This is a genomic window from Sphingobium sp. TomTYG73 (assembly GCF_055394245.1).
In genome coordinates this window covers 447055-472551 of the sequence record NZ_AP027340.1, presented here as the reverse complement: position 1 = coordinate 472551, position 25497 = coordinate 447055, and the positions used below count along the sequence as shown (strand labels likewise).

The 25497-nt window shown below is 61.2% G+C and carries 22 protein-coding genes and 1 pseudogene; 7 read left to right on the top strand and 16 right to left on the bottom strand.

Going from position 1 to position 25497, the window contains the following annotated elements; translation table 11 throughout:
- Positions 1-54: 54 nt before the first annotated feature.
- Both ACZ5TH_RS15060 and mmsB read left to right on the top strand, forming a co-directional pair.
- Positions 55-1200, top strand: a complete 1146-nt coding sequence (locus tag ACZ5TH_RS15060) for an acyl-CoA dehydrogenase family protein (RefSeq protein ID WP_464795748.1) — start codon at positions 55-57, stop codon at positions 1198-1200.
- Between the two features lie 33 nt (positions 1201-1233).
- A complete protein-coding gene (mmsB, locus tag ACZ5TH_RS15055; protein ID WP_464795729.1) occupies positions 1234-2112 on the top strand; it encodes a 3-hydroxyisobutyrate dehydrogenase in 879 nt (292 codons plus the stop codon).
- Between the two features lie 623 nt (positions 2113-2735).
- Here the strand turns inward: mmsB and ACZ5TH_RS15050 are convergent.
- From ACZ5TH_RS15050 to ACZ5TH_RS15020, 7 genes are all read right to left on the bottom strand, one after another.
- Positions 2736-4064: an MFS transporter gene (locus ACZ5TH_RS15050; protein WP_464795728.1), complete on the bottom strand. Its 1329-nt coding sequence runs from the start codon at positions 4062-4064 to the stop codon at positions 2736-2738.
- A gap of 68 nt (positions 4065-4132) precedes the next feature.
- Positions 4133-5137, bottom strand: a complete 1005-nt coding sequence (locus tag ACZ5TH_RS15045) for a zinc-binding alcohol dehydrogenase family protein (protein ID WP_464795727.1) — start codon at positions 5135-5137, stop codon at positions 4133-4135.
- Positions 5138-5216: 79 nt separating this feature from the next.
- Complete coding sequence (locus tag ACZ5TH_RS15040; RefSeq protein ID WP_464795726.1) at positions 5217-6401, bottom strand: acetyl-CoA C-acyltransferase; 1185 nt, start codon at positions 6399-6401, stop codon at positions 5217-5219.
- A gap of 66 nt (positions 6402-6467) precedes the next feature.
- Positions 6468-6920, bottom strand: coding sequence for a MaoC family dehydratase (locus ACZ5TH_RS15035; RefSeq protein WP_464795725.1), 453 nt, complete (start codon positions 6918-6920; stop codon positions 6468-6470).
- Positions 6920-8761 (bottom strand): acetyl/propionyl/methylcrotonyl-CoA carboxylase subunit alpha, encoded by a 1842-nt coding sequence (locus ACZ5TH_RS15030; protein WP_464795724.1) that lies wholly within the window; start codon positions 8759-8761, stop codon positions 6920-6922. Before ACZ5TH_RS15030 ends, ACZ5TH_RS15035 begins: the two co-directional genes overlap by 1 nt.
- Before the next feature lie 5 nt (positions 8762-8766).
- Positions 8767-10368, bottom strand: coding sequence for a carboxyl transferase domain-containing protein (locus ACZ5TH_RS15025; protein ID WP_464795723.1), 1602 nt, complete (start codon positions 10366-10368; stop codon positions 8767-8769).
- Positions 10365-11516 carry an acyl-CoA dehydrogenase family protein gene (locus tag ACZ5TH_RS15020; RefSeq protein WP_464795722.1) on the bottom strand — a complete coding sequence of 384 codons (1152 nt, stop codon included), beginning with the start codon at positions 11514-11516 and terminating at the stop codon, positions 10365-10367. Before ACZ5TH_RS15020 ends, ACZ5TH_RS15025 begins: the two co-directional genes overlap by 4 nt.
- A gap of 89 nt (positions 11517-11605) precedes the next feature.
- Here ACZ5TH_RS15020 and ACZ5TH_RS15015 point away from each other — a divergent pair, with 89 nt between their 5' ends.
- Positions 11606-12475: a LysR family transcriptional regulator gene (locus tag ACZ5TH_RS15015; RefSeq protein WP_464795721.1), complete on the top strand. Its 870-nt coding sequence runs from the start codon at positions 11606-11608 to the stop codon at positions 12473-12475.
- 4 nt (positions 12476-12479) lie between these two features.
- Here ACZ5TH_RS15015 and ACZ5TH_RS15010 read toward each other — a convergent pair whose 3' ends face one another.
- Positions 12480-13412 carry a ThuA domain-containing protein gene (locus ACZ5TH_RS15010; RefSeq protein WP_464795720.1) on the bottom strand — a complete coding sequence of 311 codons (933 nt, stop codon included), beginning with the start codon at positions 13410-13412 and terminating at the stop codon, positions 12480-12482.
- A 267-nt stretch (positions 13413-13679) separates the two neighbouring features.
- On the opposite strand from ACZ5TH_RS15010, the gene ACZ5TH_RS15005 reads away from it, so the two are divergent.
- Positions 13680-13964, top strand: coding sequence for a hypothetical protein (locus ACZ5TH_RS15005; RefSeq protein ID WP_464795719.1), 285 nt, complete (start codon positions 13680-13682; stop codon positions 13962-13964).
- An 85-nt stretch (positions 13965-14049) separates the two neighbouring features.
- Here the strand turns inward: ACZ5TH_RS15005 and ACZ5TH_RS15000 are convergent, their stop codons facing one another.
- The 4 genes from ACZ5TH_RS15000 to ACZ5TH_RS14985 form a co-directional block, all read right to left on the bottom strand.
- Positions 14050-14613: a TetR/AcrR family transcriptional regulator gene (locus ACZ5TH_RS15000; RefSeq protein ID WP_464795718.1), complete on the bottom strand. Its 564-nt coding sequence runs from the start codon at positions 14611-14613 to the stop codon at positions 14050-14052.
- A gap of 338 nt (positions 14614-14951) precedes the next feature.
- Positions 14952-16307, bottom strand: a complete 1356-nt coding sequence (locus ACZ5TH_RS14995) for a hypothetical protein (protein ID WP_464795717.1) — start codon at positions 16305-16307, stop codon at positions 14952-14954.
- A gap of 24 nt (positions 16308-16331) precedes the next feature.
- Entirely contained in the window at positions 16332-16769 is a 438-nt protein-coding gene (locus ACZ5TH_RS14990) for a VOC family protein (RefSeq protein WP_464795716.1), read from the bottom strand.
- A gap of 9 nt (positions 16770-16778) precedes the next feature.
- Entirely contained in the window at positions 16779-18761 is a 1983-nt protein-coding gene (locus ACZ5TH_RS14985; RefSeq protein ID WP_464795305.1) for a flavin-containing monooxygenase, read from the bottom strand.
- 121 nt (positions 18762-18882) lie between these two features.
- Here ACZ5TH_RS14985 and ACZ5TH_RS14980 point away from each other — a divergent pair, with 121 nt between their 5' ends.
- The 3 genes from ACZ5TH_RS14980 (at position 18883) to ACZ5TH_RS14970 (ending at position 21851) form a co-directional block, all read left to right on the top strand.
- Positions 18883-19521: a TetR/AcrR family transcriptional regulator gene (locus ACZ5TH_RS14980; protein WP_464795715.1), complete on the top strand. Its 639-nt coding sequence runs from the start codon at positions 18883-18885 to the stop codon at positions 19519-19521.
- A gap of 84 nt (positions 19522-19605) precedes the next feature.
- Entirely contained in the window at positions 19606-20628 is a 1023-nt protein-coding gene (locus ACZ5TH_RS14975) for a methyltransferase (RefSeq protein WP_464795714.1), read from the top strand.
- A 5-nt stretch (positions 20629-20633) separates the two neighbouring features.
- On the top strand, positions 20634-21851 hold the full coding sequence (locus ACZ5TH_RS14970) for a dicarboxylate/amino acid:cation symporter (protein WP_464795747.1): 1218 nt from the start codon (positions 20634-20636) through the stop codon (positions 21849-21851).
- 3 nt (positions 21852-21854) lie between these two features.
- Here the strand turns inward: ACZ5TH_RS14970 and ACZ5TH_RS14965 are convergent, their stop codons facing one another.
- The 4 genes and pseudogenes from ACZ5TH_RS14965 to ACZ5TH_RS14950 form a co-directional block, all read right to left on the bottom strand.
- On the bottom strand, positions 21855-22325 hold the full coding sequence (locus ACZ5TH_RS14965; RefSeq protein ID WP_196227476.1) for an Lrp/AsnC family transcriptional regulator: 471 nt from the start codon (positions 22323-22325) through the stop codon (positions 21855-21857).
- Between the two features lie 245 nt (positions 22326-22570).
- Positions 22571-23389, bottom strand: coding sequence for a sugar phosphate isomerase/epimerase family protein (locus ACZ5TH_RS14960; RefSeq protein WP_464795713.1), 819 nt, complete (start codon positions 23387-23389; stop codon positions 22571-22573).
- A gap of 62 nt (positions 23390-23451) precedes the next feature.
- Positions 23452-24496 (bottom strand): annotated as a pseudogene (gene dmpG, locus ACZ5TH_RS14955) (4-hydroxy-2-oxovalerate aldolase).
- Between the two features lie 26 nt (positions 24497-24522).
- A complete protein-coding gene (locus ACZ5TH_RS14950) occupies positions 24523-25470 on the bottom strand; it encodes an acetaldehyde dehydrogenase (acetylating) (protein ID WP_464795494.1) in 948 nt (315 codons plus the stop codon).
- Positions 25471-25497: the final 27 nt, after the last annotated feature.

Genomic DNA, 25497 nt, shown 5'->3' with positions numbered 1-25497 from the left:
GAGCGCATGCTCTCCCTCACACGCCAGCGGCAGGCCATCGCCGCAACAGGATGCATGATGACCCAGTTCGACCTTACCGACGACCAACGCCAGATCCAGGACATGGCGCGGCGCTTCACCGCCGACGCGATCACGCCGCATGCGGCCGAGTGGGATGAGAAGCACATCTTCCCGCGCGACACGATCCGCGCGGCGGCGGAGCTGGGCTTTGGCGGCATCTATGTGTCGGAAGAGTCGGGCGGCATCGGCCTTGGCCGTCTGGAAGCCGCGCTGATCATGGAGGCCATGGCCTATGGCTGCCCATCGACCAGCGCGTTCATATCGATCCACAACATGGCCGCCTGGATGATCGACCGTTTCGGCGCGCATCCGGTCAAGGACAAATATCTGCCCTCGATGGTGCCGATGGAGCGGATGGGCAGCTATTGCCTGACCGAGGCGGGATCGGGATCGGACGCAGCGGCCCTCAAGACCCGCGCCGTGAAGGAGGGCAGCGATTATCTCGTCACCGGCTCCAAGCAGTTCATCTCCGGCGGCGGCGAAAATGACATCTATGTCACCATGGTCCGCACGGGCGAGGATGGCCCCAAGGGCATCAGCTGCCTCGTCATTGAAAAGGACATGCCCGGCGTCAGCTTCGGCGCGCAGGAGCGCAAGCTTGGCTGGCATTCGCAACCCACCGCGCAAGTCATTTTCGACAATGTCCGCGTGCCTGCGGAAAATCTTGTGGGAGCAGAGGGCGAAGGCTTTCGCATCGCGATGATGGGGCTTGACGGCGGACGGCTCAACATCGGCGCCTGCTCGCTTGGCGGGGCGCAGCGCTGCCTCGATGAAGCGATCGCCTATAGCAAGGACCGCAAGCAGTTCGGGCAGGCCATCGCTGATTTCCAGAATACGCAGTTCACCCTCGCCGACATGGAAACCGAACTTCAGGCGGCGCGCGCGCTGCTCTACATGGCGGCGGTCAAGGTGACGGAAAACGCACCCGACAAGACCCGCTTCGCCGCCATGGCAAAGCGGCTCGCCACCGACGCTGGGTCCGCTATCGCCGACCGCGCGCTGCAACTACATGGCGGCTATGGTTATCTGATGGACTATCCGATCGAACGCTTCTGGCGCGACCTACGCGTGCATTCGATCCTGGAAGGCACGAACCAGGTGATGCGCATGATCGTCGCGCGCGACCTGCTGCGCCCCTGAAGGCGGCCAGACAATTAACAGAAGGAAGTCGGCATGACTGAGACTATCGCCTTCATCGGCTTGGGCAACATGGGTGGCGGAATGGCCGCCAATCTCGTCAAGAACGGCTTTGCCGTGCGCGCCTTCGATCTTTCCGACGCGGCCCTCGCCAAGGCCGAGGCGGCTGGCGCGACCCGCGCCAGCAGCGCGGCCGAAGCCGTCGCGGGGGCCGATGCAGTGGTGACGATGCTACCAGCTGGCAAGCATGTCGAAGCGGTCTATAATGACGAGGTTTTCGGCACGGCAAAGGCAGGAGCGCTGTTCCTCGACTGTTCGACCATCGACGTCGCGACCGCTCGCCGCGTCATCGCTGCGGCGAAGGCGAAGGGTTTCCTGATGGCCGACGCGCCGGTTTCTGGGGGAATCGCCGCTGCAAATGGGGGATCGCTAACCTTCATGGTGGGCGGCGACGATGAAGCCTTCGCCAAGGCAAAGCCCATCCTGTCCGCCATGGGCAAGGCCGTAATCCACGCCGGTAGTGACGGCAACGGCCAGGCGGCCAAGATCTGCAACAACATGCTGCTGGGCGCGACCATGGTCGCAACGTGCGAAGCCTTTGCCATGGCGGAGAAGATCGGGCTCGACGCCCAGACCTTCTACGACATTTCCAGCGTTTCGTCGGGACAAAGCTGGTCCATGACAAGCTACTGCCCCGTGCCCGGCGTTGGTCCGCAATCCCCCGCAGACAACGGCTATAGCGGCGGCTTTGCCGTTGCCCTGATGCTGAAGGACCTAAAGCTCGCGCTGGAGGCCGCGGCCTCCGTCAACGCCAGCGTGCCCATGGGCGCGCAGGCGGAAAGCCTTTATCAATTGCTGGCCAACAAGGGCGAAGCGGGTCAGGATTTCTCCTCGATCATCAAATTCCTGTCCTGATCAGCTTGTAAGTCACGCAGCCGCCAAGCCAAGCGGCGATGCCGATGCCGATGCCGATGAAACTGAACGCCTCGCCTTCCGTTAACAAGGATAGGTCGTAAAAAAGTGAGGCAATTCAATGCGGATGGAAAGCGCGACGGGCTGGTCGGCAACCTGTAGCTACTCCCCACTATATCGGGAGGATGAGCCCAATCATTGTCCCGGATGTGACAGGCAACATTGGATCATAGGGCGCATGACCGCCGAATGCAGTTTCTGCGGATCGGCCATGCCCCTTGAACACTTCAGCACCTACAGTGCGTCACCACGGATCGAGTGCCGTAATCATGCTGCCGATGAACTACCGGAATATCTGCGGCCAGTCGCCTGAACCAAAGCATCTGATCTCAACCGCAAAAAGCCCCACCTCCGAAAAAGAAGGCAGGGCAGTTTGGGTCGCACTGCAGGATAACCTGCTCTCAGCTAACCAGCTTTGCAGGCTACGGTTCCGGCTGCGAACCGCCCGCAAAACTTCCGCATTGGTTCCACACCTTTGAATTGTCCCGAAAACTCGGGCGTTTCACGCAAGGTATAACAAACGCTATAATCAGAAATATCATGCCGTTTGCTGACCTTTTCTGCGCTCAGCCGCGTGCCACCGCCTGATTGGTCGCGGCATAGCTGCGCAATCCGGACCATGCGGCGAGGGCGGCGATTAGCGATGCGCATAGGCCCACGGTCGCCAGCGCGGGGCCGATCTGACCACGGCCATCGAACAAGGCGTTGTCGATCAACGGCACGATCGCTGTTCCGAGCGACAAGCCTACGAGACTGTTCGCCAAAAGGAACAGCGCGGCTCCGGTTGCCCGCATGCTGGGCGGCGTCGCGAGTTGGATCGCAGCCAGCGAGCAACCGAAATAGCCGTTGAAGCAGAAGGTCAGGATTGAAAAGAGCAACAGCAGCAGCGTTGAGGAAGGCATGACCGGCGCAAGCGTCGCCGGAATGACGCACAGAAAGGCGAGGATCATCGCCATCCTCAAATTGGCGTCGCGCACACCTTTCAGCGAAAGCCTCTCCGCCGCGAAACCGCCCGCCAACGATCCCAAACTCCCGATTAGCAGGTAGATCAGCCCCAGACGGAGCGAAGCCTGCCCGGGCGTCATGTCAAAGGTCCGGATCAGCAATGTCGGATACCATGCCGACAATCCATAACCCATGGTCCCCAGCAAAGTGGAATTGGCATAGATCGCAGCGAATGTCCGCCAATGGGCACGCAGGTGCGAGAGCGCCGCGCGAAACGGCATACCCGCCTTCACCCACCCTGCGCGGCGTGCCGGTTCACGGGCCACGAAAACCAGTGCCGTCACCAACAGACCGGGCAAGGCCACAAGCAGGAATGCCGCCCGCCAGGTAGGCATCGGCCCGATGCCGGGCAGCACCAGCGCACCCTGCGCCGCAACCATATCGACAACCGCGCCCCCGACCAGCAGCGCCAGCCCGCCGCCAATGGTGATGCCCAGATTATAGATCGCCATCGCCCGCGAAAGCTGCGCTGGCGGGTAGGCGTCACTCAGCCAGCTGTGCGCCGAAGGGGATAGCGATGCCTCCCCCAAACCGACGCCCATGCGCGCGACGAACAGGTGCGCATAGCTGCCCGCAAAGCCGCAAAGTGCGGTGCAGGCACTCCAGAACAGGACGCCCACGGCGATGATCCGGCGACGGCTGATCCGATCGGCCAGCATGCCGATGGGAATGCCGACCACTGCATAGAGCAGGGCAAAGGCCAATCCCTGAAGCAACCCGACCTGCAAATCGCTAAGGCCCAGATCCTGTTTGATCGGCTCGACCATCAGGCTCAATATCTGCCGGTCGATGAAGGAAAGGATGTAGGCTACGAGAAATATGCCGAGCGCGACATGGCCTTGCCTCAGGCTGGCCCTGCCGCCCGCGACGGCAGAATGTTCGTGGCTCAATTCCTCATCCCCTCGTCCCATGCATTTCTCTTCTGTTTGACCGCCCCCCGATGCCGAGCGAGCTCTTTTTAAACCCGCAGAACGACCTTCCCGATGGATGCGCCCGTTTCGACCAACTCATGCGCGGCCTTCAGGCTAGCTGCGCTCATCAATCCTAGATCGCGCGTCATCGTCCCCTGCAAAACCCCTTCATCCACCAGCCGCGCAATCTCGGACAATATGCGATGCTGTTCGATCATGTCCGGGGTTTCGTAGATGGAGCGCGTGAAAACACCCTCCCACGCGACGGTGATCGACTTTTGCCGGAGGGCCACTATGTCGAAACTCTTTACGTCGTCGATAACCGCCAGGCTTCCTTGAGGCGCGATGATGCGGGCATAGGCCGGTAGATGCTGTTCGCTCCCAGCCAGACTTGCCACGAAGTTGACCGCCTTGACGCCGATCGCGGCAAGCCCTTCATTCAAGGGCTTGCGGTGGTCGATCACATCATGCGCACCCATCTGCTTCACCCAGGCGATGGTTTCCGGGCGCGAAGCGGTAGCGATCACGCGCAGCTTGGTCAGTTGCCGGGCGAACTGCACCAGCATCGATCCGACACCGCCAGCGCCGTTGACGATTAGGATCGCCTGTCCTTCACCCCCGCCCCGCGGCACGCGCAGACGATCGAACAGCAGCTCCCATGCCGTAAGCCCGGTCAGCGGGAGCGCGGCCGCCTGTGCGAAGTCGAAGGAACGCGGCTTTGGCCCGACAATCCGCTCATCGACGACATGCAGTTCCGAATTGGTCCCCGGCCGCTTGATGGTGCCAGCATAGAAGACTTCGTCACCCGGCGCGAAAAGCGTAACGTCAGCGCCGACGGCTTCCACCACGCCCGCCGCGTCATAGCCCAGAACCATCGGCTCCTCAGCGGGCTTGGCGCCGCCGCGCACTTTCGTGTCGACCGGATTGACGGACACAGCATGCACACGAACGAGCAGATCGCGAGGGCCGGGCGACGGATCGGCGACCTCAATGTCGATCAGCGAGTCTTCCCGCTCCAGCGGGCCGCCTTGCCTGAATCCTACCGCCTTCATCCAGCGCCTGCCTCTTGATATTTGATCTTAGGGCGAGAGGCTTATTGTTGCGGCGCTGAAAAGGGAAGGCGCCAATGCGTCAGGCGAGCTCAAACGCCATCGCTGTCGCTTCGCCACCGCCGATGCACAGGCTTGCCACGCCGCGCTTGAGGCCGCGCTCCTCCAGCGCACCCAGCAGGGTGGCAATGATCCGCGCCCCCGAAGCCCCGATCGGATGCCCCAGCGCAGTCGCGCCCCCGTTCACGTTCAACTTGTCGGCGGGGATGCCAAGTTCCTTCGCCGCGATCATCGCAACAACGGCGAAGGCTTCGTTCACCTCAAACAGATCAACGTCGGCCACGGACCAACCCGCCTTGTCCAGCAGCTTGCGCATCGCCGGAACGGGTGCGGTCGTAAAACGCGCCGGTTCATGGGCGTGTGCGGCGCTGGCCACTACCGTGGCTATTACCGGCAAGCCCAGACGCTCCGCCACACTGCGCCGCGTCATCACCAGTGCCGCGGCCCCGTCGGAGATGGACGAACTGTTCGCCGCCGTGATGGTGCCATCGGCAACGAAAGCGGGCCTTAGCGAGGGGATCTTGTCCGGACGAGCCTTGCCCGGCTGCTCGTCGGTATCCACCAGCGTATCGCCGCCACGTCCGGGCACCGTCACCCCCGCAATCTCGCGCCGGAAAGCGCCGCTTGCGATGGCCGCCTGCGCTCGCTCCAACGATCGAACCGCATAGCCGTCCTGCTCCTCGCGCGTGAACTGATAATCACGCACCGCCTCCTCGGCAAAGACACCCATTGCCTTGCCCGGCTGATAGGCATCCTCCAGCCCGTCCATCATCATCGTGTCGATGATCCGGTCGTGACCAATGCGTGCGCCGGAACGGTGCTTGGGCAGCGCATAGGGCGCGTTCGTCATGCTTTCCATGCCACCCGCCACGATCAGGTCGGCAGCGCCTGCCTGCAACGCTTCCTGCGCCATGATGGCGGCCTGCATGCCCGAACCGCACATCTTGTTCACGGTGGTGGCCTCTGTATCGAGGCCAAGGCCCGCGCCCAACGCCGCCTGCCGCGCGGGTGCCTGCCCCAACCCCGCTGGCAGGACGCAGCCCATGTAGATACGGTCGATCGCGTCCACAGGCGCACCCGCGCGTTCCACTGCCGCCTTGACCGCAGCCGCGCCCAGATCGGTCGCCTTTAAAGGGGAGAATATCCCCTGAAACCCACCCATGGGCGTGCGGGCATAACCAGCGATGACAACCGGATCATTCTGCATGACAACTTCCCTCAAAAGCCAGCTAGACGCTACTGCCGATAAAATTATATAGGTGCGCGCCTATGATCATGCACCACCGCCCTTGATCAGCGTCATGCGCAAACATTGGCATACCAGCTCGTCCCGCTGGTTCAGCATCCGGTGCGAAAAGGTGACAACGCCCGAACCCGGCCGGGATTTGCTCGGGCGCAACTCCATGACCTCGGTCTCGGCGCGCAAAGTGTCGCCCAGGAATACGGGCTTTGGCATGACGAGCTTGTCATAGCCCAGATTGGCGATCAGCGTCCCCAGCGTCGTATCGCCCACGGACAGGCCGATCATCAACGCAAAGGTGAAGGTGCCGTTGACCAGTATCTGACCAAATTCGCTCGCCTTGGCCGCTTCGACATCCAGATGCAGCGGCTGCGGATTATGCGTCATCGTCGAAAAAAGCAGGTTATCGGTTTCCGTAACCGTCCGCCGGATTTCGTGAACAAGGGTCTGCCCCACTTCCCATTGTTCGAAAAACTTCCCGGCCATCAACCTTCCTCCGCTTTTGCTATTTTGACGAGCAGCGTGCCTTCACTCACCTGTCCGCCTTCAACGCCGTGCAGTTCGACGACTTCCCCATCGAACGGCGCGACAAGGCCATGTTCCATCTTCATGGCCTCCAACGTCAACAGCTTCTGCCCCTTCGCCACCTTGTTCCCCGCCGCGACGGAGACGGAAATGATCCGCCCCGGCATCGGCGAGAGGATCGCGCCATCGGACGCCTCACCGCCTCCCAGCCCGCCAGCTCGCCAAGGCGTCAGCTGCCAACTCTGGCCGCCCTCCGCGACGATCACGCTACGTCCAGTCCTGGCCCCGCTCGAAACCGCCAGCGCAACCTTCACCGGCGCTCCATCCAGCAGGAACCAGCCGTCGCGCCGCGCCTCCGCATTCAGGCGAAAGCCAGCCATAGGCCCCGGCTCCGCGAGCCTGGACGCCGCATCCTCCAAAGCCGCCGTTGAGGGCAAGACAGATGGCAACAGCGCCTCCCCCTCACGCCCGATCAGCCCCGTATCTACCCGGCCGTCAGCGAGATCGGGATGTTGGAGCGCCTTCGTCAGAAAGCCCGCATTGGTCTTGAGCGGCCATATGACCGTCTCCTCAAGCGTCTGCGACAGGCGCAACCGCGCGGCGTCGCGATCTGGACCCCAGGCGATCAGCTTCGCAATCATCGGATCGTAGAAGGACGATATCTCCGCCCCCTGCTTCACCCCCGTATCGACACGATAAGATGGTCCGACATCGAAGCGGTCGAGCCTGCCGATCGAGGGCAAAAAGCCTTTCGCCGGGTCTTCGGCATAAAGGCGCGCTTCCATCGCCCAACCGCTGATCGACAGTTCATCCTGCGCCTTTGGCAAAGGCTCGCCCGACGCCACCCGCAATTGCCATTCGACCAGATCCTGCCCGGTAATCTCCTCCGTCACCGGATGCTCGACCTGAAGGCGGGTGTTCATTTCCATGAACCAGATGCGATCCGCCCGCAGCCCTTCGGAGCCGTCCGCAATGAACTCGATCGTCCCGGCGCCCACATAGTCGACCGCCTTGGCCGCGCGCACGGCCGCCTGACAAATCGCCTCCCGCGTCTGTTCATCCATGCCCGGCGCGGGCGCTTCCTCGATCACCTTCTGGTGCCGCCGCTGGAGCGAGCAGTCGCGTTCGAACAGGTGGACCACATTGCCGTGACTGTCGCCGAATACCTGCACCTCGATATGGCGCGGGTTCGTTACCCATTTTTCCAGCAGCACCTGATCATTGCCAAAGGAAGACGCCGCCTCGCGCTGGCAGGACATTAGCGCATCGGCAAAGTCCGCCGCGCTATCGACCTTGCGCATCCCCTTGCCGCCGCCGCCTGCAACGGCCTTGATCAGCACAGGATAGCCGATAGCGTCCGCCTCGGCTTTCAGCCTGTCGGGACTCTGATCCTCCCCCAGATAGCCGGGCGTCGTCGGCACCCCGGCTTGGCTCATCAGCTTCTTGGCTGCATCCTTGAGACCCATGGCCGTGATGCTAGCGGGATTCGGCCCGACCCAGATCAACCCAGCGTCGATCACAGCCTGCGCGAACTCGGCATTTTCCGACAGGAAGCCATAGCCGGGGTGAATTGCCTGCGCACCCGTCTGCAAAGCCGCATCGATGATGCGCGCCCCCCGCAGATAACTCTCGCGCACGGGCGACGCACCAATATGCACCGCGTCGTCAGCAGAACGGACGTGCAGCGCATCGGCATCCGCGTCCGAATAGACTGCGACGGTACGAATACCGAGCCGCCGCGCGGTACGGATGATCCGGCATGCGATCTCGCCACGATTGGCGATGAGAAGGGACTGGATCATCGTCATCACATCCGGAAAACGCCGAACGACGGGCGCTCGGCTACAGGAGCGTTCAGCGTCGCCGCAAAGGCGAGGCCCAGCACATCGCGCGTCTGCGCCGGATCGATTACGCCATCATCCCACAGCCGCGCGGTTGCGTGATAGGGATTGCCTTCATCCTCATATTTCTGGCGGATCGGCGCCTTGAAGGCTTCCGCCTCCTCCGCCGTCCATTTCTCCGCATCCCGATGCACCGTCGCCAGCACGCTAGCCGCCTGCTCGCCGCCCATCACCGATATTCGACTGTTGGGCCAGGTGAACATGAAGCGGGGGCTATAGGCCCTACCGCACATGCCATAATTGCCCGCGCCAAAGCTGCCGCCGATCAACAGGGTGATTTTCGGCACGCTCGCGGTGGCAACCGCCGTCACCAGCTTCGCGCCATTTTTGGCGATGCCCTCAGCCTCATATTTCCCACCCACCATGAAGCCGGAGATATTTTGCAGGAACAGCAGCGGTATCCGCCGCTGGCACGCCAGTTCGATGAAATGCGCGCCCTTGACCGCGCTCTCGCTGAACAGCACGCCATTATTGGCGAGGATCGCCACCGGCATGCCCCAGATATGCGCGAAACCGCATACCAGCGTCGTCCCGTACAGCGCCTTGAACTCATGAAATTCGCTGCCATCCACGATGCGCGCGATGACCTCGCGCACATCATAGGGCGCGCGGACGTCCTGCGGCACGATCCCATAAAGTTCCTGCGGATCAAATCTCGGCGGCACCGGCTCACGCATGTTAACGTCGATCGCGGGTGCAGGCTGAAGCGTCGATACGATGTCCTGCACGATGCTTAGCGCATGCTCGTCATTCTCCGCGACATGATCCACCACGCCGGACTTGCGGCCATGCAGGTCGCCGCCACCCAGATCCTCGGCGCTGATGACCTCCCCTGTCGCCGCTTGCACCAGCGGCGGCCCGGCGAGGAAGATCGTCCCCTGATTGCGCACGATCACCGTCTCATCCGACATGGCGGGCATATAGGCCCCGCCCGCCGTACAGCTGCCCATGACGCAGGCAATTTGCGGAATGCCCCGTGCGGACATCTGCGCCTGATTGTAGAAGATGCGCCCAAAATGCTCCCGGTCGGGAAATACTTCGGCCTGATTGGGCAGGTTCGCGCCGCCGCTATCGACCAGATAGACGCAGGGCAGCCGGTTTTCGAGCGCGATCTCCTGCGCGCGCAGATGCTTCTTGACCGTCAGAGGATAATAGGTGCCGCCCTTCACCGTCGCATCATTGCAGACGATCATCACCTGCCGCCCCTCGACGCGGCCTATCCCAGTGATCAGCCCAGCGCCCGGCACCTCGCCATGATACATACCATTGGCCGCGAGTTGCCCGATCTCCAGAAAAGGACTGCCGGGGTCCAGCAACCGCTCCACCCGTTCGCGGGGCAACAGCTTGCCGCGCCCGACATGCTTGTCCCGCGCCTTGGCCGGTCCACCGATCGCCGCCGTCGCGACTTTCGCCCGCAATTCCTCCGCCAATGCCCGATTATGGGCAACATTGGCGCGAAATCCTTCCGCCTCCGGCGACAACTTCGTGTCGAGCGCTGGCCCGCTCATGCCCCGATCAGCTCCCGGCCGATCAGCATGCGGCGAATCTCATTGGTTCCAGCCCCGATATCCAGCAGCTTGGCGTCGCGCATATAGCGCTCCACCGGCCAGTCCTTCGTATAGCCCGCACCACCTAGCGCCTGCACCGCCTCCAGCGATACCCGCACCGCATTCTCGCTCGCCAGCAATATGGCACCCGCTGCGTCGAACCGCGTCGTCCTGCCCGCGTCACATGCCCGCGCCACCGCATAAACATAGGCGCGCGCCGAATTCAGCGCGACATACATGTCCGCCACCTTGGCCTGCATCAACTGGAATGCGCCGATCGGCTTCCCAAACTGCTGGCGTTCCCGGACATAGGGCACCACGGTGTCGAGGCATGCCTGCATGATCCCAAGCTGGATGCCCGCCAGCACAGTGCGCTCATAATCCAGACCCGACATAAGCACGCCAGCGCCGCCGTTCAGCGGACCCATGATATTCTCTTCCGGGACTTCGCAATCCTCGAACACCAGTTCCGCGGTTGGTGAACCACGCATCCCAACCTTGTCGATCTTCTGCCCGATCGAAAAGCCCTTGAAGCCCTTTTCGATCAGGAAGGTCGTGATCCCCTTCGATCCCTCTCCCGTCCTGGCATAGACAACCAGCGTATCGGCATAGGGCGCGTTGGTGATCCAATATTTCGTGCCATTCAGGATATAGCGGTCGCCCTTCTTTTCCGCCTTCAGCTTCATCGAAATGACATCGGACCCAGCACCTGCTTCCGACATGGCCAGGCTGCCGACATGCTCGCCGGAAATCAGCTTGGGCAGATAGCGCGCCTTCTGCTCGGCATTGCCCCAGCGGCGGATTTGATTGACGCACAGGTTCGAATGCGCCCCATAGCTGAGCCCGATGGAGGCAGAGGCCCGCGCCACTTCCTCCTGCGCGACCACATGCTCCAGATAGCCGAGGCCAAGGCCCCCATCTTCTTCCGCAACGGTAATGCCGTGCAGGCCGAGCGCGCCCATCGCTGGCCACAGTTCGTCACGCGGGAACCAATCCTCCGCATCGATCCGCACGGCCAGTGGCGCGATCAAATCCGTCGCAAAGCGGTGGGTCGTTTCCCGGATCATCTGGGCATTGTCACCCAGAGCGAAATCGAAATCGGGCGTCATGGCCTCTCCTGAATATCTTGCGCCCTTCTATCATGCCCTCGGACGGCTGGAAAATTGACCAGACACTAATGATATCATAGATACGGTCTATGATTGAACGCTACCTTATCCACTATTTTTTGGCAGTGGTGGATCACGGCAACTTCTCCCGCGCGGCCCAACAATGTGGCGTCTCGCAGCCCACCTTGTCCGTGGGCATCGCCAAGCTGGAAGCGCAGATCGGGCACGTCCTGTTCCATCGCACCAATCGCCGGGTAGAACTGACGTCGGCAGGCGCCCGCTTTGCCGCCCATGCCCGCCGGATCGAAGCGGAATTCGCCCGCGCCCAGCAGGCTATGGCGGAAAATGACAGCAGCAAACTCATCCGCCTCGGCATAATATCGACATTGCCGTCCCATTGGATCGAACAAGCCACTCGGCACGCCTGTGGGGCGAAAGGCGAAAGGCTGGAAATCGTCGAAGGCCGCATGCGCGAGTTGCTGCCGCGCCTTGAACGTGGTCGGATCGATGCCATCATTGGCGTGCTGGACAATGATGCGCGCGCCCGAGAAACCCTGTTCGAGGAAGGCTACGCCCTCGCCCTGTCGGACAGGCATCCACTGGCCGATCGAGAAAGGCTGGACGCGGATGAGGTCGCAGGCATGGACATGATCGTCCGCCGCAATTGCGAAGCGCTTGCCGCAGTCAGCCGCTTCTTCACACAGCGCGGCGTCCGCCCCTTCTTCACCGCCCGCACGGTTAGTGACGACCGCGCGATCGCCTTCCTCCGCGCCGGGCTGGGCATCACCGTCATGCCCCGTTGTTTCCTTCAACCCGGCATCGCAATGCCTGCGCTTTCCGGCTTCGATCAACGTCGCAAGATCGGGATATTGATCGACCCGGCAAGCAGTGGACGGGTTGAAGCGAGCGAAACGCTGCGCCGTTTTTCTTCCGAACTGCGACGTCTACACGCCGCCTGACCTCTTATTTCGAAAGCTCGCCGCCGACACAGCGCGGTCCTTCCAGCCCCGCCGCCCAGGCGATTGCTCCGCCGATCATCTTGCGATGTAGCGGTTCGCCATAGGTGGATGCGGCATGACCCAGCGCGGAATAAAATGCGCGTCCATCGCCCACGCAATGAGTCCACACCATCGGATGGTCGGCGCCCATGCGGATATCCTTGGGCTTGGTGAAGGGGAGCAGCTTTTCAAACGGGCTGTAGCTTTTCTCGTCGATGGTGACGAGGATGCGGTAGCCCTTGTCCCGAGGATTTGAGTCGAAGGAATACCATTCGTCCGTCCGTCGCCAGACCTTGGGCAAATCGCGCGTCGCAGGATGATCGCGATCCTCGACATTCAGGTTCGCCGCCTGAAATTGCGGGTCCATGATATGGCCGATAAACTGCGCGCCGATCAAATCATCGACATACCAGCGCCACGCATATTGCGGATCGCCACCTGCCCCATGCAAACCAACGAAGCCGCCGCCCTTTTCCAACCACGCGCGAAAGGCGCTGCGCTGCTCCGGCGTCAGCACGTCACCGCTGACGCTGTTCCACACCACCGCCTTGAACAGGGCGAGCTGCGCCGGATTGAATATCGCGGCATTTTCCGTCGTGTAGCTGCTCCAGCCACGCGCCTGGGCAATCTCCTCCAACGCGCGATTTGCAGCAACGATCTGCTCGTCGTCGCGAAAGCCGTTCGTCTTCGAAAAGATGAGGATGGCGTTGCCGGAAAGCTTGGCAGGCAGCTGCGGCGGGGTCTTGTCATAGCTCGCGCCAATGCCGAAGACGAGGCGGCCCGCATTGCCCGGCCCCACTGCCATCGTGAACATGACCGCCAGCGCGATCACCGCCAAGACGATGAACGCCACCAGCCATTTGAGGACGCGCATCGCCATGCTCTTGCCCCTCGCCATCAACTTCTCTCCCCCCTTTTAATATCAACGCCGAGCGTCTTGAAACATGCTCTGGCCAATCAGCCGCACCGCCGCGACATCGGTCAGGCCGACATATATCCGCGCCACCCGCTCGAATTTTGAGTAAGATATGTTCCCATCCATTCCTGCGGCGTGGCTGTTCAGCAGCGAGCAAGGCATACCCGTATATCCGTGGCGAAGTAAACATATGCGTTGCATTTTTACAAAGGTGCATTACCCCCAAGTGGCTTACAAACGGAGAGTATGATGAAGAATTGGATGATCGCCGCCGCCTTGATTGCCATGTCGCCTATGCCTGCCTTGGCGCAGACGGCCTATTCCTCCTCTACGACGGAAATCGGCACCCTGCTCGATGATCCCGCAGCCAAGGCAGTGCTGGCAAAGCACATTCCCGAAATGACGACCAGCGATCAGGTCGACATGGCCCGCGCGATGACCCTCAAGGATATTCAGCAATATTCGCCTGATGCGATCACGGACAAGGTTCTCGCCGACATTGACTCAGATCTGGCAAAGCTCCCAAAGAAATAAGACGGAAAATGCTACTGGCCGGGATTATCAGCCCCGGCCAGTTCATTATCATCCAGTTCTGAGCGCTCCCGCTGTGGGTAGACGATTACCAGCTATCCCGCCCCCGTAACAGGACATCGACGGCATCGTCAGCGAAACTCGCTGCTTCTTCCAGGCTCAAGACCCGTATCGTTTCCTCCGTCCGGCGCCATCCCTGGATCATGCTCAGCAATTGCCGGGCGACGCGCTGTGGATTTGCGGCGGGAACCGGGTCGTTCTTCGTTCCCTCGGTAATTTCGTCGGTCAGGAACTGAAGTTCGTAACAATATCCGATCTTGTAAAAGGTTTCGGCGATTTCGGGAAACCGCGATGCTGTTGCCAGGATCAGTCGATCGAACTGCTGAATTTCCGGGTTTCCCAATGAAGCCATCGCAGTCCGGACATGATGTTTCAGGCGTTCGGAAAATTCCTGCGGAAGATCGACATTATTGGCGCTTGCTTCATTCGACCATCTACGCACACGGTCTTCCACAACCGCTTTCATGAGCGCTTCCTTGGTCGAATGGCGGGCATATAGGGTTCTTTTGGAAACCCCTGCCCCCTGCGCTACCGCCTCCATGGTCGTCGCCTCATATCCGACCGATAGGAACAGATCCCGCGCCGCGCTCAAGATCGCCTCATCGATCTGGCCCGCTTTTTTGTTAGGCGGTCGACCGGTTCGGCGATTGGGCGTCAGCCGATCTTGGGCCTTTGCCTCAGCGGAATCCGCCTTTTCTGTCGTCTTTCCCGTAAGCGGCATGTTCCACCCAAAGCTTAAACTCTATGCCCCTTATGTCCTTTCCAACCATCATCACAAGTAAACTCTCCACGCTGCACCGGGATCAAAGCCCGATGCAGTCGGCTCCGACCGTCATGGCTTCTTGTGCCCTCGGTCGACCGGCATCCTCCATGCCCGCCCATATACAGCTGCTCAGGCTCGGGCCTACAGACAGATCAAGGTCGATGCCGTCAGCAACCTTGACCGGATGAAGTCTTCGCGGATTGGAGCGGCGCAACGATCTGGCGGCATGCATCTCCAGGAGTGATGTCTTCGCACCATTCGCGCAGAATATTGTCGACCCAGATTATCGCGGGCAGCAGTCCACTATCCCTCAATGCCTGATCCGAACGGTTCTGCATGGATGCCCAGACATCTGCCGGAACCTCATCAAGGACACCGGCGATTATGTCCAGGATCGTGCAGATCGCTGTAGAATAGAGCGAGGCCTTATATTGCAGGCGTAGTTCGACGGGATCCAACAGGACTCCAGACTTCTCCTCCAGTTCAGCCGTGAAGGTCCGGAGGACCAGGTCGACCAGTTCCCCGTATCTTTCCGGCTCCGGCATCATCATCATGCCGCTCAACGCCTGCGCGATGCTCATTTGGCCCGCGCCTCCCCAATCGAGCAACCCAACCTTGAGCTCTCCCGATGGTTCGCGCCAATACCAGGCGTTATCCACGTTCAGATTTGGATGGCAAAGGCCAGTATAATCGAGGTCCTCGTGCAGGTAAGCAATAACCGCGTCCTTATGCTCCAGCCCGAACAGCACATCCTCTCGCCAACGCGCCATGAAGTCTGGATCGGACACCTCATCTATAAATAGATGTGGCGCGGTGCGTGTGACGAATTTCTCGAGCGTTGCGATCTTGGCAGTGACATCCGGTATCGGGTCGAAGTCGCGCGCGGCTTCTCCAAAGGGAAATATTTTCTCGATGTCCGACCCGAGCGCGCCGCGTTTTTGCGCCGCCACCAAATGTGCCAACGATCGTGCGAGCAGCACATAATGATCCTCGACATTGCGGATCTCGTGATCATATCCTTTGCGGTGAGCCGGCTCGATCGGCGCCACGCCGAAGGCGATACGCTCTGTAATCAGGATATAATTGGTCGTGCTGCCAGAATAGTCACCGAAATAATATTTCGCCGTCGTGACCGGAAGATCAACTTCAAGCGCAAGGCGCTGCATGTCGATCTCGCCGCTACCCAGGCGGATCAGGCCAAATTTATGATCAGCATCCGCCGGTGGAAACTTGGCGAACAGTTCGGTGTGCAATCCTTCTTCGTCCCGCGCATAGGCTACGGTAAGAAGCGCTCGCTCGGATGCTCCCGGAACACTGATCGGATTCAGCGCGACTATTGCCGTGACTTCATTGTCGGCGGACATGACCCCCGAAGCCCGGAAGGCCTCTGTCAGAAACGCCGCACCGAATTCCGCCAGCATTTCTGGAGAGATGGGGAATGCAAGACCATAATGATCGCCCGGCGCAACCGTCCGGTGCAATTGGTCGAACAGCTTGCGATCAGGCAGCGATCTACGGTGCATCAGCATATTTCCCTGCATAACCACTCAGCCGTGCCGCTGACTGATCTGAAGGAGATGCCCTTCAAGATCCTTCACAAAAGCGTGACGCCCCACGTCAGGAATCGATCGATCTTCCAACACGGTTCCGCCAGCCTTCTCGATGCGCTGCAAGCAAGCGTCGAAATCTCCGCTCGCAAAGCCGATGATCGATTCATTGCGAGCAGGTTGCGTGTCGTCGGGAAAGCTCGCCAGAATGAGCAGCGGGCCGCCCTTGTAAGTCGGCTGGTAAACGATCTCCACAACCGCCCGACCAGCGATATTCGCTTCCATTCGGTTCATTTCGACGAGCCCGAACACGGATTTATAAAAGGCGTCAGACTTTTCTATGTCGTGAACGATCAACTTCGTGAACATGAAGTCGATATCTTGCTCCGCACCGAAAGGAAGTTCCATTACATCTCTCCTTGTTTGATTGTCCGCCACTGTCCCTGATCAGATGGTCAGCATTTCCATTTCGCGCGGTGCGGGCTTGACGGCATCATCGGCGCGGGTGACGTTGAAGTCTTCTTCGCGGGGCGAACGCAGGACATGCCAGATGCGCGAGTTGTGGCGCGGGATGGCGAGGATGACCTTCTTCTGCCCGTCGGCGCCCTTGTCGCGATAATAGCCATGGGCGCTGCCGCACTGGACCCAGGCGGTCTTGGCCAGGTTCGCATCGACATCGTCGATGAACGCCTGCGTCGCCTCTGGCGAGACATCGAAGGACGACAGATGATCGTCCACCATCCATTGCAGCAGTTCGATGATATAATGGACCTGCTGCTCGCTCACCACCGCATGGTTGGCGACCAGATAGCTGTAGGGCGCGCCCATGAAGACGAAGTTGGGGAAGCCGGTGATCAGCATGCCTTCATAGGAGAAGGGATGCGGGTCGAACGCGTCCGTCAAAGTTTGGCCGCCGGCGCCGCGAATGTCGAACTGCCGCCCGAAATGCAGATTATAGCCGGTCGACAGCAGTAGCACGTCGCATTCGATGCGCGTGCCATCGGCCAGGATCACCGCGTCCTGCTCGGCCTCGGCCAATTCGCCGCGCACGATCGACACATTGGGCTTTTTGAGCGTGTCGTAAAAACCGCAATCCAGGATTGGCCGTTTCGCGAACACCGGGAAGTTGGGTGTCAGCAATTCCACCATCTCCGGATCGTCCGGGAAATGACTCTTCAGATAGCCTTCGCACATCATGCGCATGCCGTCGTTAATCGGGCCAAAGCCGCCCGTCTTCGCGGCATAGTCCTCATCCTTCATGATCATGCCGTGCATGTCGCGCATCTGGCTGTGCAGGCTTTGCAGACGCTTCCACTGCGCGACGAAGGGCACATATTCCATCGCCCAGCGCTCGATTTCGGCCACCGGCGCATGCGCCTGCGGATTGGGGATGATATGTTCCGGCTGGCGCTGCACGATCACCAGCTCGCCGACCTTGTCGGCAATGGCCGTCGCCACCTGCACGCCCGAACAGCCCGTGCCGACCAGGACGACCTTCTTCCCCGTCAGATCGACCGAATGGTCCCAGGCGGCCGAATGAATGACCGGCCCCTTGAAGCTGTCGAGATGCTTCACCTTGGGATAATTGGGATTGTTGTTGGGTCCCACCGCCATGATGAGCACGTTGCACTCATGGCTTTCCGGCTTGCCGTTCCGGATCGCCTTCACCGTCCAGATCTTGCGCTTCTCATCCCATTCCGCACCCTCGACCCAGGTCCCGAACCGGATACGGTCGCGAAGGCCATATTTGTCGGTCACCCGATCCAGATAGGACAGGAATTCCTGGCCGCGCGGGTAGAATTGCGTCCAGGAAGCGTTGGGCTCGAAGGAGAAGGAATAGATGCGGCTCGGCGTGTCGACCGCCGCGCCCGGATAGGTGTTGGTCAGCCAGTTGCCGCCAACCGTGTCCATCGCCTCCAGCACGGTGAAGTCAAATCCCGCCTGCTGCAATTTGATGGCCGCGTTGATGCCCATCATGCCCGCGCCCACGACCAGCACCTTGAAATCGGCGGGCGGGACATCGGCCGCCTTGCGAATGCGCGTGTCGGTGGTGAACCCGGCATGCTGGAACGCGACATCCACCGACATTTCGGGAAGGTCCTGACCCAGCAGCAAACGGCTCATCCGCTTGAACATCGGCCGGTCCAGCTGTGGCATGACCGGAGGCTTCCCGGCCTTTACCGCCACGCGCAGGCGATCGCGGATCTCGGCGACCACGGCCGGATCGATGGCAGGCCGTTCTTCATGCGCATGGATATCGACGAACGTCTCGACCAGATCTTCCTGGCGGCCGTCGATCGCATCCCAATAGTGGTTCAGCAGCGTCCGATTGCCGGTCATCTGGATCAACGCCATCAGCGCCATGGTGGGGTCCAGCGCATCGATCGCGGCATCGACCCTGGCATTCATGTCCAGCACCCGTTCGTGCATCCCGTTTCTCCTCATATGTGTCCGCTTTCGGACTCGATGAGAATGAATTACACATTGGTGTGTAATTGGTCAATGACAACTCTGCTTGCCATTGCTCTTCCGCTGCGCGACGAGGCAAAATATGAATGAAACGAGCACCAAGAGGCGAGCGGGCCGCCCGACGGCGGAGGCGGCCGAACAGAAGCGCATGAACCTGATTCTCATCGCGGTGGAGGAATTTGCCCGTGCAGGCTTTCACGCGGCCTCCTTGCGCGACATCGCGGAAAAGGCGCAGGTGTCGAGCCGCACCCTCTACAATCATTTCCCCGACAAGCTGGCGCTTTTTGCCGCCTGCCTTGAATATTCCGGCGCACAGCTTCAGCCGGACGTCCCCGATCTAGAGGGTGACCTGCACACGCGCCTTGTCACCTACGCGACAGAAATGCAGCGCCAGCTTTCCTCGACCCGCAGCATGCGGATTTCCCGGCTTATCTACCGGGAAGGCGGAGAGTTCGACGAACTGCGAAAGATCGCTCGTCACCAGTTTGAACGGTATCAGGTCAGTCCGGTTGCGGCGATGTTGAAGAAAGAAGGCGCCTCCGCCGCGGAAAGCCGCAGCTTCGCCATGCAATTCGTCGCCATGGCCTTTGGCGAATGGCAACGCCGCTTATTGTTCGGCGAGCCTCCGCTTACGCTCAGCGAAATGGCCGCGCATGCACGGTTGGTCACGGGATTGTTCCTGAACGGCATCCGTTCAAACCTGGGCAAAATGGACAGCTGACTTTCCCACCCCTTCAGAGAAATGCGATAACGGGACCCGACACGCCACTCTCCGCGTTTTGCCCTCATGATGGGAGAAGCGGGCATGGAGCACATAGAGTTGGGGGCACCGGTGGCGGTCGAGCCATCGGAAGAAGATAGCACCGACGGGAACATCGTGGCTGGCGACGGCCGGGCAGCCGTTCTGCTTGATCTGCTACACGTCCTTAAGGACCGTGGATATAGTTTCATCACCCCCACGCCCGCCACGCATGCACGGTTTGTCGAACGAGCGTCGCGTCGGCCCGCCCATGACCTGCGGGATATTTTCGGCTGGTCGCTACCGTTCGATCCGAGGCTATTGGACCCGGAACTTGCTCGCATCATGACAAAGGCCGACGCACTGGAAAGATATGGCGACCGCCTAAAAAGCCGCTTCCGCGTGTCATCGCTTGGGAACGACCTATTCCTTCACTCCGCTTATCCGACTGATTGCCATGAAGCGATATTCTTCGGACCCGACAGCTATCGTTTCGCGCGATTGATCGGCGATGAATTGTCTCGATGCCCGCAAAAGAAGGGCGCGCGGCTTGTCGATATCGGCACGGGCGCCGGGGTAGGCGGGATCGTGGTCGGTCATCTTTGCCCTGCTGTCGATATTTTGATGACCGACATCAATCCCCTCGCGCTTTATCTCGCCCGCATCAACGCGCAGGCCGCCGGTATCACGGCCCGCTTCCGCCAGACCGGGGACCTGTCCACGACACATGGGACGTTCGACCTCCTGCTCGCGAACCCTCCTTATATCATGGACGCTGCAGGCCGCGCCTATCGTGACGGCGGGGGCATGCACGGTGCTGAAGTATCGCTTATGATGGCACAGCAGGCCCTCCCCCGGCTGACCGCTGACGGGCGCTTCATTCTTTACACTGGCAGCGCGATCGTCGATGGCCACGACCAGTTGAAGGACCGATTGGCCGATCTTGCGGCGGCGCGGAACTGCGCGCTACGCTACACCGAAATCGACCCGGATGTGTTTGGCGAAGAACTGGAAAATCAGGTCTATTCCGACGTCGACCGCATCGCGCTCATAGCCGCGATCATTGAACGAAAGGACAGCGCAGCTTGATCACGGTGAACGGTCGGCCGTTGCACCTTCTTGCCGGTCTTCTCATCGGCCTGATTGTAGGCATCGCCACCAGCGGGCGGACACAGGAGTTGGTCGGTAAAATCCTGCTGCCCATCGGCAGTCTGTGGCTCGATGCCCTAACCATGACAGTGGTCCCGTTGATCTTCGGCCTGCTCGTCACCGGCATCGCCTCCGCCTCCCGCAATGCCGCTGCTGGCAGTATCGCGACCCGCGCCCTCATCCTCTTCGCCCTGATGCTGGCCGCAGCCTCTGTAACAGCGGCATTATTGGCAGAAGGGCTGCTGCGGCTATGGCCTGTCACTCAAGGATTGGCGGAGGCCGGAGGCACCTCCCCTCTCCCTCTTTCGCAAAGCGAATGGTTTCGCGGAATCATTCCTGCAAATCCCCTGAAGGCCGCCGCCGAAACTGCCATGGTGCCGCTCGTCACATTCGCGATATTCTTCGGCTTCGCCATCTCCCGCATCAGCACGGACCTGGCCGATCCACTGCTTGGACTGCTGCGCGGACTGGTCGAAACCATGCTGATCATCGTGGGTTGGGTGCTGGCGGTTGCGCCTGTCGGCGTAGCCGCCTTGGCATTCGGCGCGGGCGCGAAGCTGGGCGTCGGCGTGGTCGGCGCCTTTGCCCAATATGTGGCGGTTGTCATAGCCTGCTGCCTTGCCGCCACGCTGCTCGCCTATATCTGGGCTGCGATGGCAGGCGGTCGCTCCCCGTTGCGCTTCGGGCGATCGGCCTTGGCCGCTCAGGCGGTAGCACTGGGCACCCAATCATCACTCGCGACCTTGCCGGTAATGGTGGATGCGGCCCGCGAGCTGGATGTTCCCGAAGAAACAACTGCCATCGTGCTGCCGATGGCGGTTTCGCTATTCCGCGCGGCCAGTGTCGCCGCAAACGTCGCGGTCACCATCTATCTCGGGCATATGCACGGCATCTTTCCCGGGGCCGCGACCCTCGCGCTGATCGCGCTTGTTGCCGTTCCCATCAGCCTTGGCGCAGTGGGTCTTCCGGCCCAAATATCCTTTTTCGCGACTATCGCCCCCATCTGCATCGCTGCGGGCATCCCCGTCACAGCGATACCGCTGCTCCTCGCGATCGAGGCGATCCCGGACCTGTTTCGCACTGTGGGCAACGTCACCAACGATCTCGCCGCCGCCTGCGCCATCAGGCCAAAGCCGTCGCTATCCGCAGAGCAGGCCCCGTGAAAGTCAGGTCGGCCCCAAGGGCACCACATTGAATTCATATTTCACGATATCCACCGCGATACCGGAATCGATATGGGCAACACCCTCGATGCCGGAAATATGATCGTAGAGGAATTGCTGAACCTCGGAAAAATCGTGCAGCGCCACCATCAATTCCAGGTCATATCCGCCGTTCATGGCGTTGACGCTAAGCACCTCGGGGAATTTCGCCAGATCGCGGCCTACATCCTGAATGCCGCGCCCCTGCACCCTGACGCCCACGGCCAGGATGACATTATATCCCCTGGCGGCGAAGTCGGTCACGGCGACCACGCGCATGGCGCGCGCATCTTCCATCTTCTGCAACCGTGCCGAAACGGTCGCGGCGGTCACCGATAGCTGCTGCGCAATGTCCTGGTTGGTCGCTCGCCCATTGGTCCGCAGGATTTCGATGATATTATTGTCCAGCGCGTCCAATGAGGGCGGCGCTGTCATCCGCCCATTCCTTATCTGCATGCCGCCATGACTCCCGTCGATCCACGAAGGTATAGCGTGTGGAAATGGAGAGTGCCACATGAGGCGTGTGAAGCCGACGGCATACGCCTTAACGCGTTTCGCGAGGACGCAATGCTATCATGTAAACCTCGCCGAATATTACGACGGAGATCATCGCTCAGCGACCCGATGCGTAAGAAACGCGCAATTTAGCTATGTAAAAAAATCTGCGGCGCCACCCTAGGTTACCGTCGCCGTTTCAGAACGCTCCGTGCCGCATCCACCGCCATTTGCGCCCGCATTTGTGGGGTGATGCCTTTATCGATGGCGTTTTGCTGGGGTATTTCGACGCTGAGCGGTGTGTTGGGATTGAGGGCGTTGAGGAACGCTGGGATATTGAACGCGCCCTGTCCGGGGAGTTGCCGCTGGATGCCGGCTTCGCGTTCGAGTTCGCTGGGATCGATGGTTGTTGGGCCGTCGGCTATCTGGGCGATGGCGATGGCGGGGTGGGCAAGGAGGGGGAAGCTGGTGTCTGGTTCGGGTCCACGCATGATGTGGAGAAGGTCGGCTGTGACCTTGATGTCGGATCGGCCGGAACGGGCTATTTCCTCAAGGGCGGCCCTTAAGGTTTGGACCTGGGAGGGGGGATAAAATTCGATTGCGAGGGCGATGTCGAACGGGGCGGCGAGCTCGGCCAGTTCGACGAGCTTCTCGGTGCGGCGGATGGGATCGCGGTCGTAGCAGAGCACATTGGCGAGGCGCGCGCCGAGCGCTGCGCCGGTTTCGAGCGCGGGGATGAAGTCAGCAGGGTTGGTGCGCCCCGCCATGGTGAAGGGATAGACAAGGTCGACCGTGACCCCGGTGGCGGCGAGCGCATCGCGGGTCTGGCGCAGCGCCTGGGGGTCGCGCACCAGGTCATAGCTGGGCATGGCGGGCAGCACCTCCATCGAGTGGAGGAACGGGCAGATGCCTGCGCAGCCCACCTGTGCGGCGATTTGCGCAAGCTGCCAGGGTGTGGTGTCGGTGACGGTGATATGGTCGAGCGACAGGCGTCTATCGGCCATATCCTCTCCTCCTGTTCCGCATGAGCCGTGCCGGGCGCGAACAAGCCGCGCCCGGCGGCTGATCAGGCCGCGGCTTCGCGCGCCTTGACCATATCCAATGCGACATCGACGATCATGTCCTCTTGGCCCCCGACCATCTTGCGACGGCCGAGTTCAACGAGGATAGTGCGGGTGTCGAGGCCGTAGGTTTCGGCGGCCTTTTCGGCATGACGCAGGAACGAGGAATAAACCCCGGCATAGCCCAGCGCGAGGGTCTCGCGGTCGACCCGAACCGGCCGGTCCTGCAAGGGGCGAACCAGATCCTCGGCCGCGTCCATCAGCGCCATGACATTGCAGCCATGGTTCCAGCCCTTGCGCTCGGCAGCGGCGATGAACACTTCCAATGGCGCATTGCCAGCGCCCGCGCCCATGCCGGTGAGCGACGCGTCAATACGCACCGCACCGCATTGCGCGGCGACGATCGAGTTGGCGACGCCGAGCGAGAGATTATGGTGAGCGTGGATGCCGCGCTGGGTCTCGGGCTTCAAGACCCGGTCATAGGCTTCGAACCGTGCGCGGACCCCATCCATGTCGAGCGCGCCGCCGCTGTCGGTCACATAGACGCACTGCGCGCCATAGCTTTCCATGAGGGCCGCCTGGCTCGCCAGCTTCTCCGGCTCGATCATGTGGCTCATCATCAGGAACCCCGAGACGTCCATGCCAAGATCGCGGGCGATGCCGATATGCTGTTTCGAGACGTCGGCCTCGGTGCAATGGGTCGCGACCCGCACCGAGCGCACGCCGATGTCATAGGCGCGGCGCAGTTCCTCGACCGTGCCGACGCCCGGCAGGATCAGCGTGGTGAGCACGATTTGGTCAGCACCGAGCGACCGCCTCGAGCCATTCCCAATCGGTATGCGCGCCGAAACCATAGTTGAAGCTCGCGCCATTGAGGCCGTCGCCATGGGCAACCTCGATCGCGTCGACCCCTGCGTCATCCAGCGCCTTGGCGATCGATTTCACATGGTCGATGCCGTACATGTGGCGGATGGCGTGCATGCCATCGCGTAGCGTCACGTCCTGGATATAGAGCTTGTCGCCCGCCTCGACGTTGAATGTGCTGGTCATGTCTTGATACTCCGTGGGCGCGCGCTTCAAGCGGCGACCGTCTTGCCCTGGGCGATGCGCTGCGCGAGCAGCTCGCCGGTCGCCTTGGCGGCGGCGGTCATGATGTCGAGATTGCCCGAATAGCTCGGCAGATAATCGCCCGCGCCTTCGACCTCGAGCAGGATCATGGTCTTGACCCCGGTGAACTCGCCGCGACCGGGGATGGTGAGCTTGTTGTTGTCGCCAAAGCGCTCGAACTGCACGTCCTGCTTGAGGCGATAGCCCGGCACATAGGCCTGCACCTTCTTGACCATCGCCTCGACCGAGGCGCGGATCGTCTCTTCATCCGCGCCTTCCGACAAAGTGAACACCGTGTCGCGCATGATCATCGGCGGTTCGGCGGGATTGAGGATGATGATCGCCTTGCCCTGCGCCGCGCCGCCGACCTTTTCGATGGCGCCTGCGGTGGTGCGGGTGAACTCGTCGATATTGGCGCGGGTGCCAGGCCCCGCCGAGCGCGAGGAGACCGACGCGACGATCTCGGCATAATGGACGGTCGCGACCTGGCTCACCGCAGCGACCATCGGGATCGTCGCCTGGCCGCCGCAGGTCACCATGTTGACGTTGCCAGCATCGAGATTGGCTTCGCCGTTGACCGTGGGGATGGTGTAGGGGCCGATCGCGGCGGGGGTGAGGTCGACCACCTGCTTGCCGTCCTTGCGCAGCGCTTCGTCATGGACCTTGTGGGCATAGGCACTGGTCGCGTCGAACACGATGCCGATCTCAGGGTAGACGTCCATCTTCATGAGGCCTTCCAGCCCCTCATGGGTGGTGGCGACGCCGCGCTCGCGCGCCATGGCGAGGCCCTCGGACGCCTCGTCGATGCCGACCACGGCCACCAGTTCCATATTCTGCGGATATTTGATCATCTTGATCATGAGGTCGGTGCCGATATTGCCCGACCCGATGATCGCCGCCTTGACCTTGCCCGTCATTACTTACTCCTCACGGCATCGCCCGCA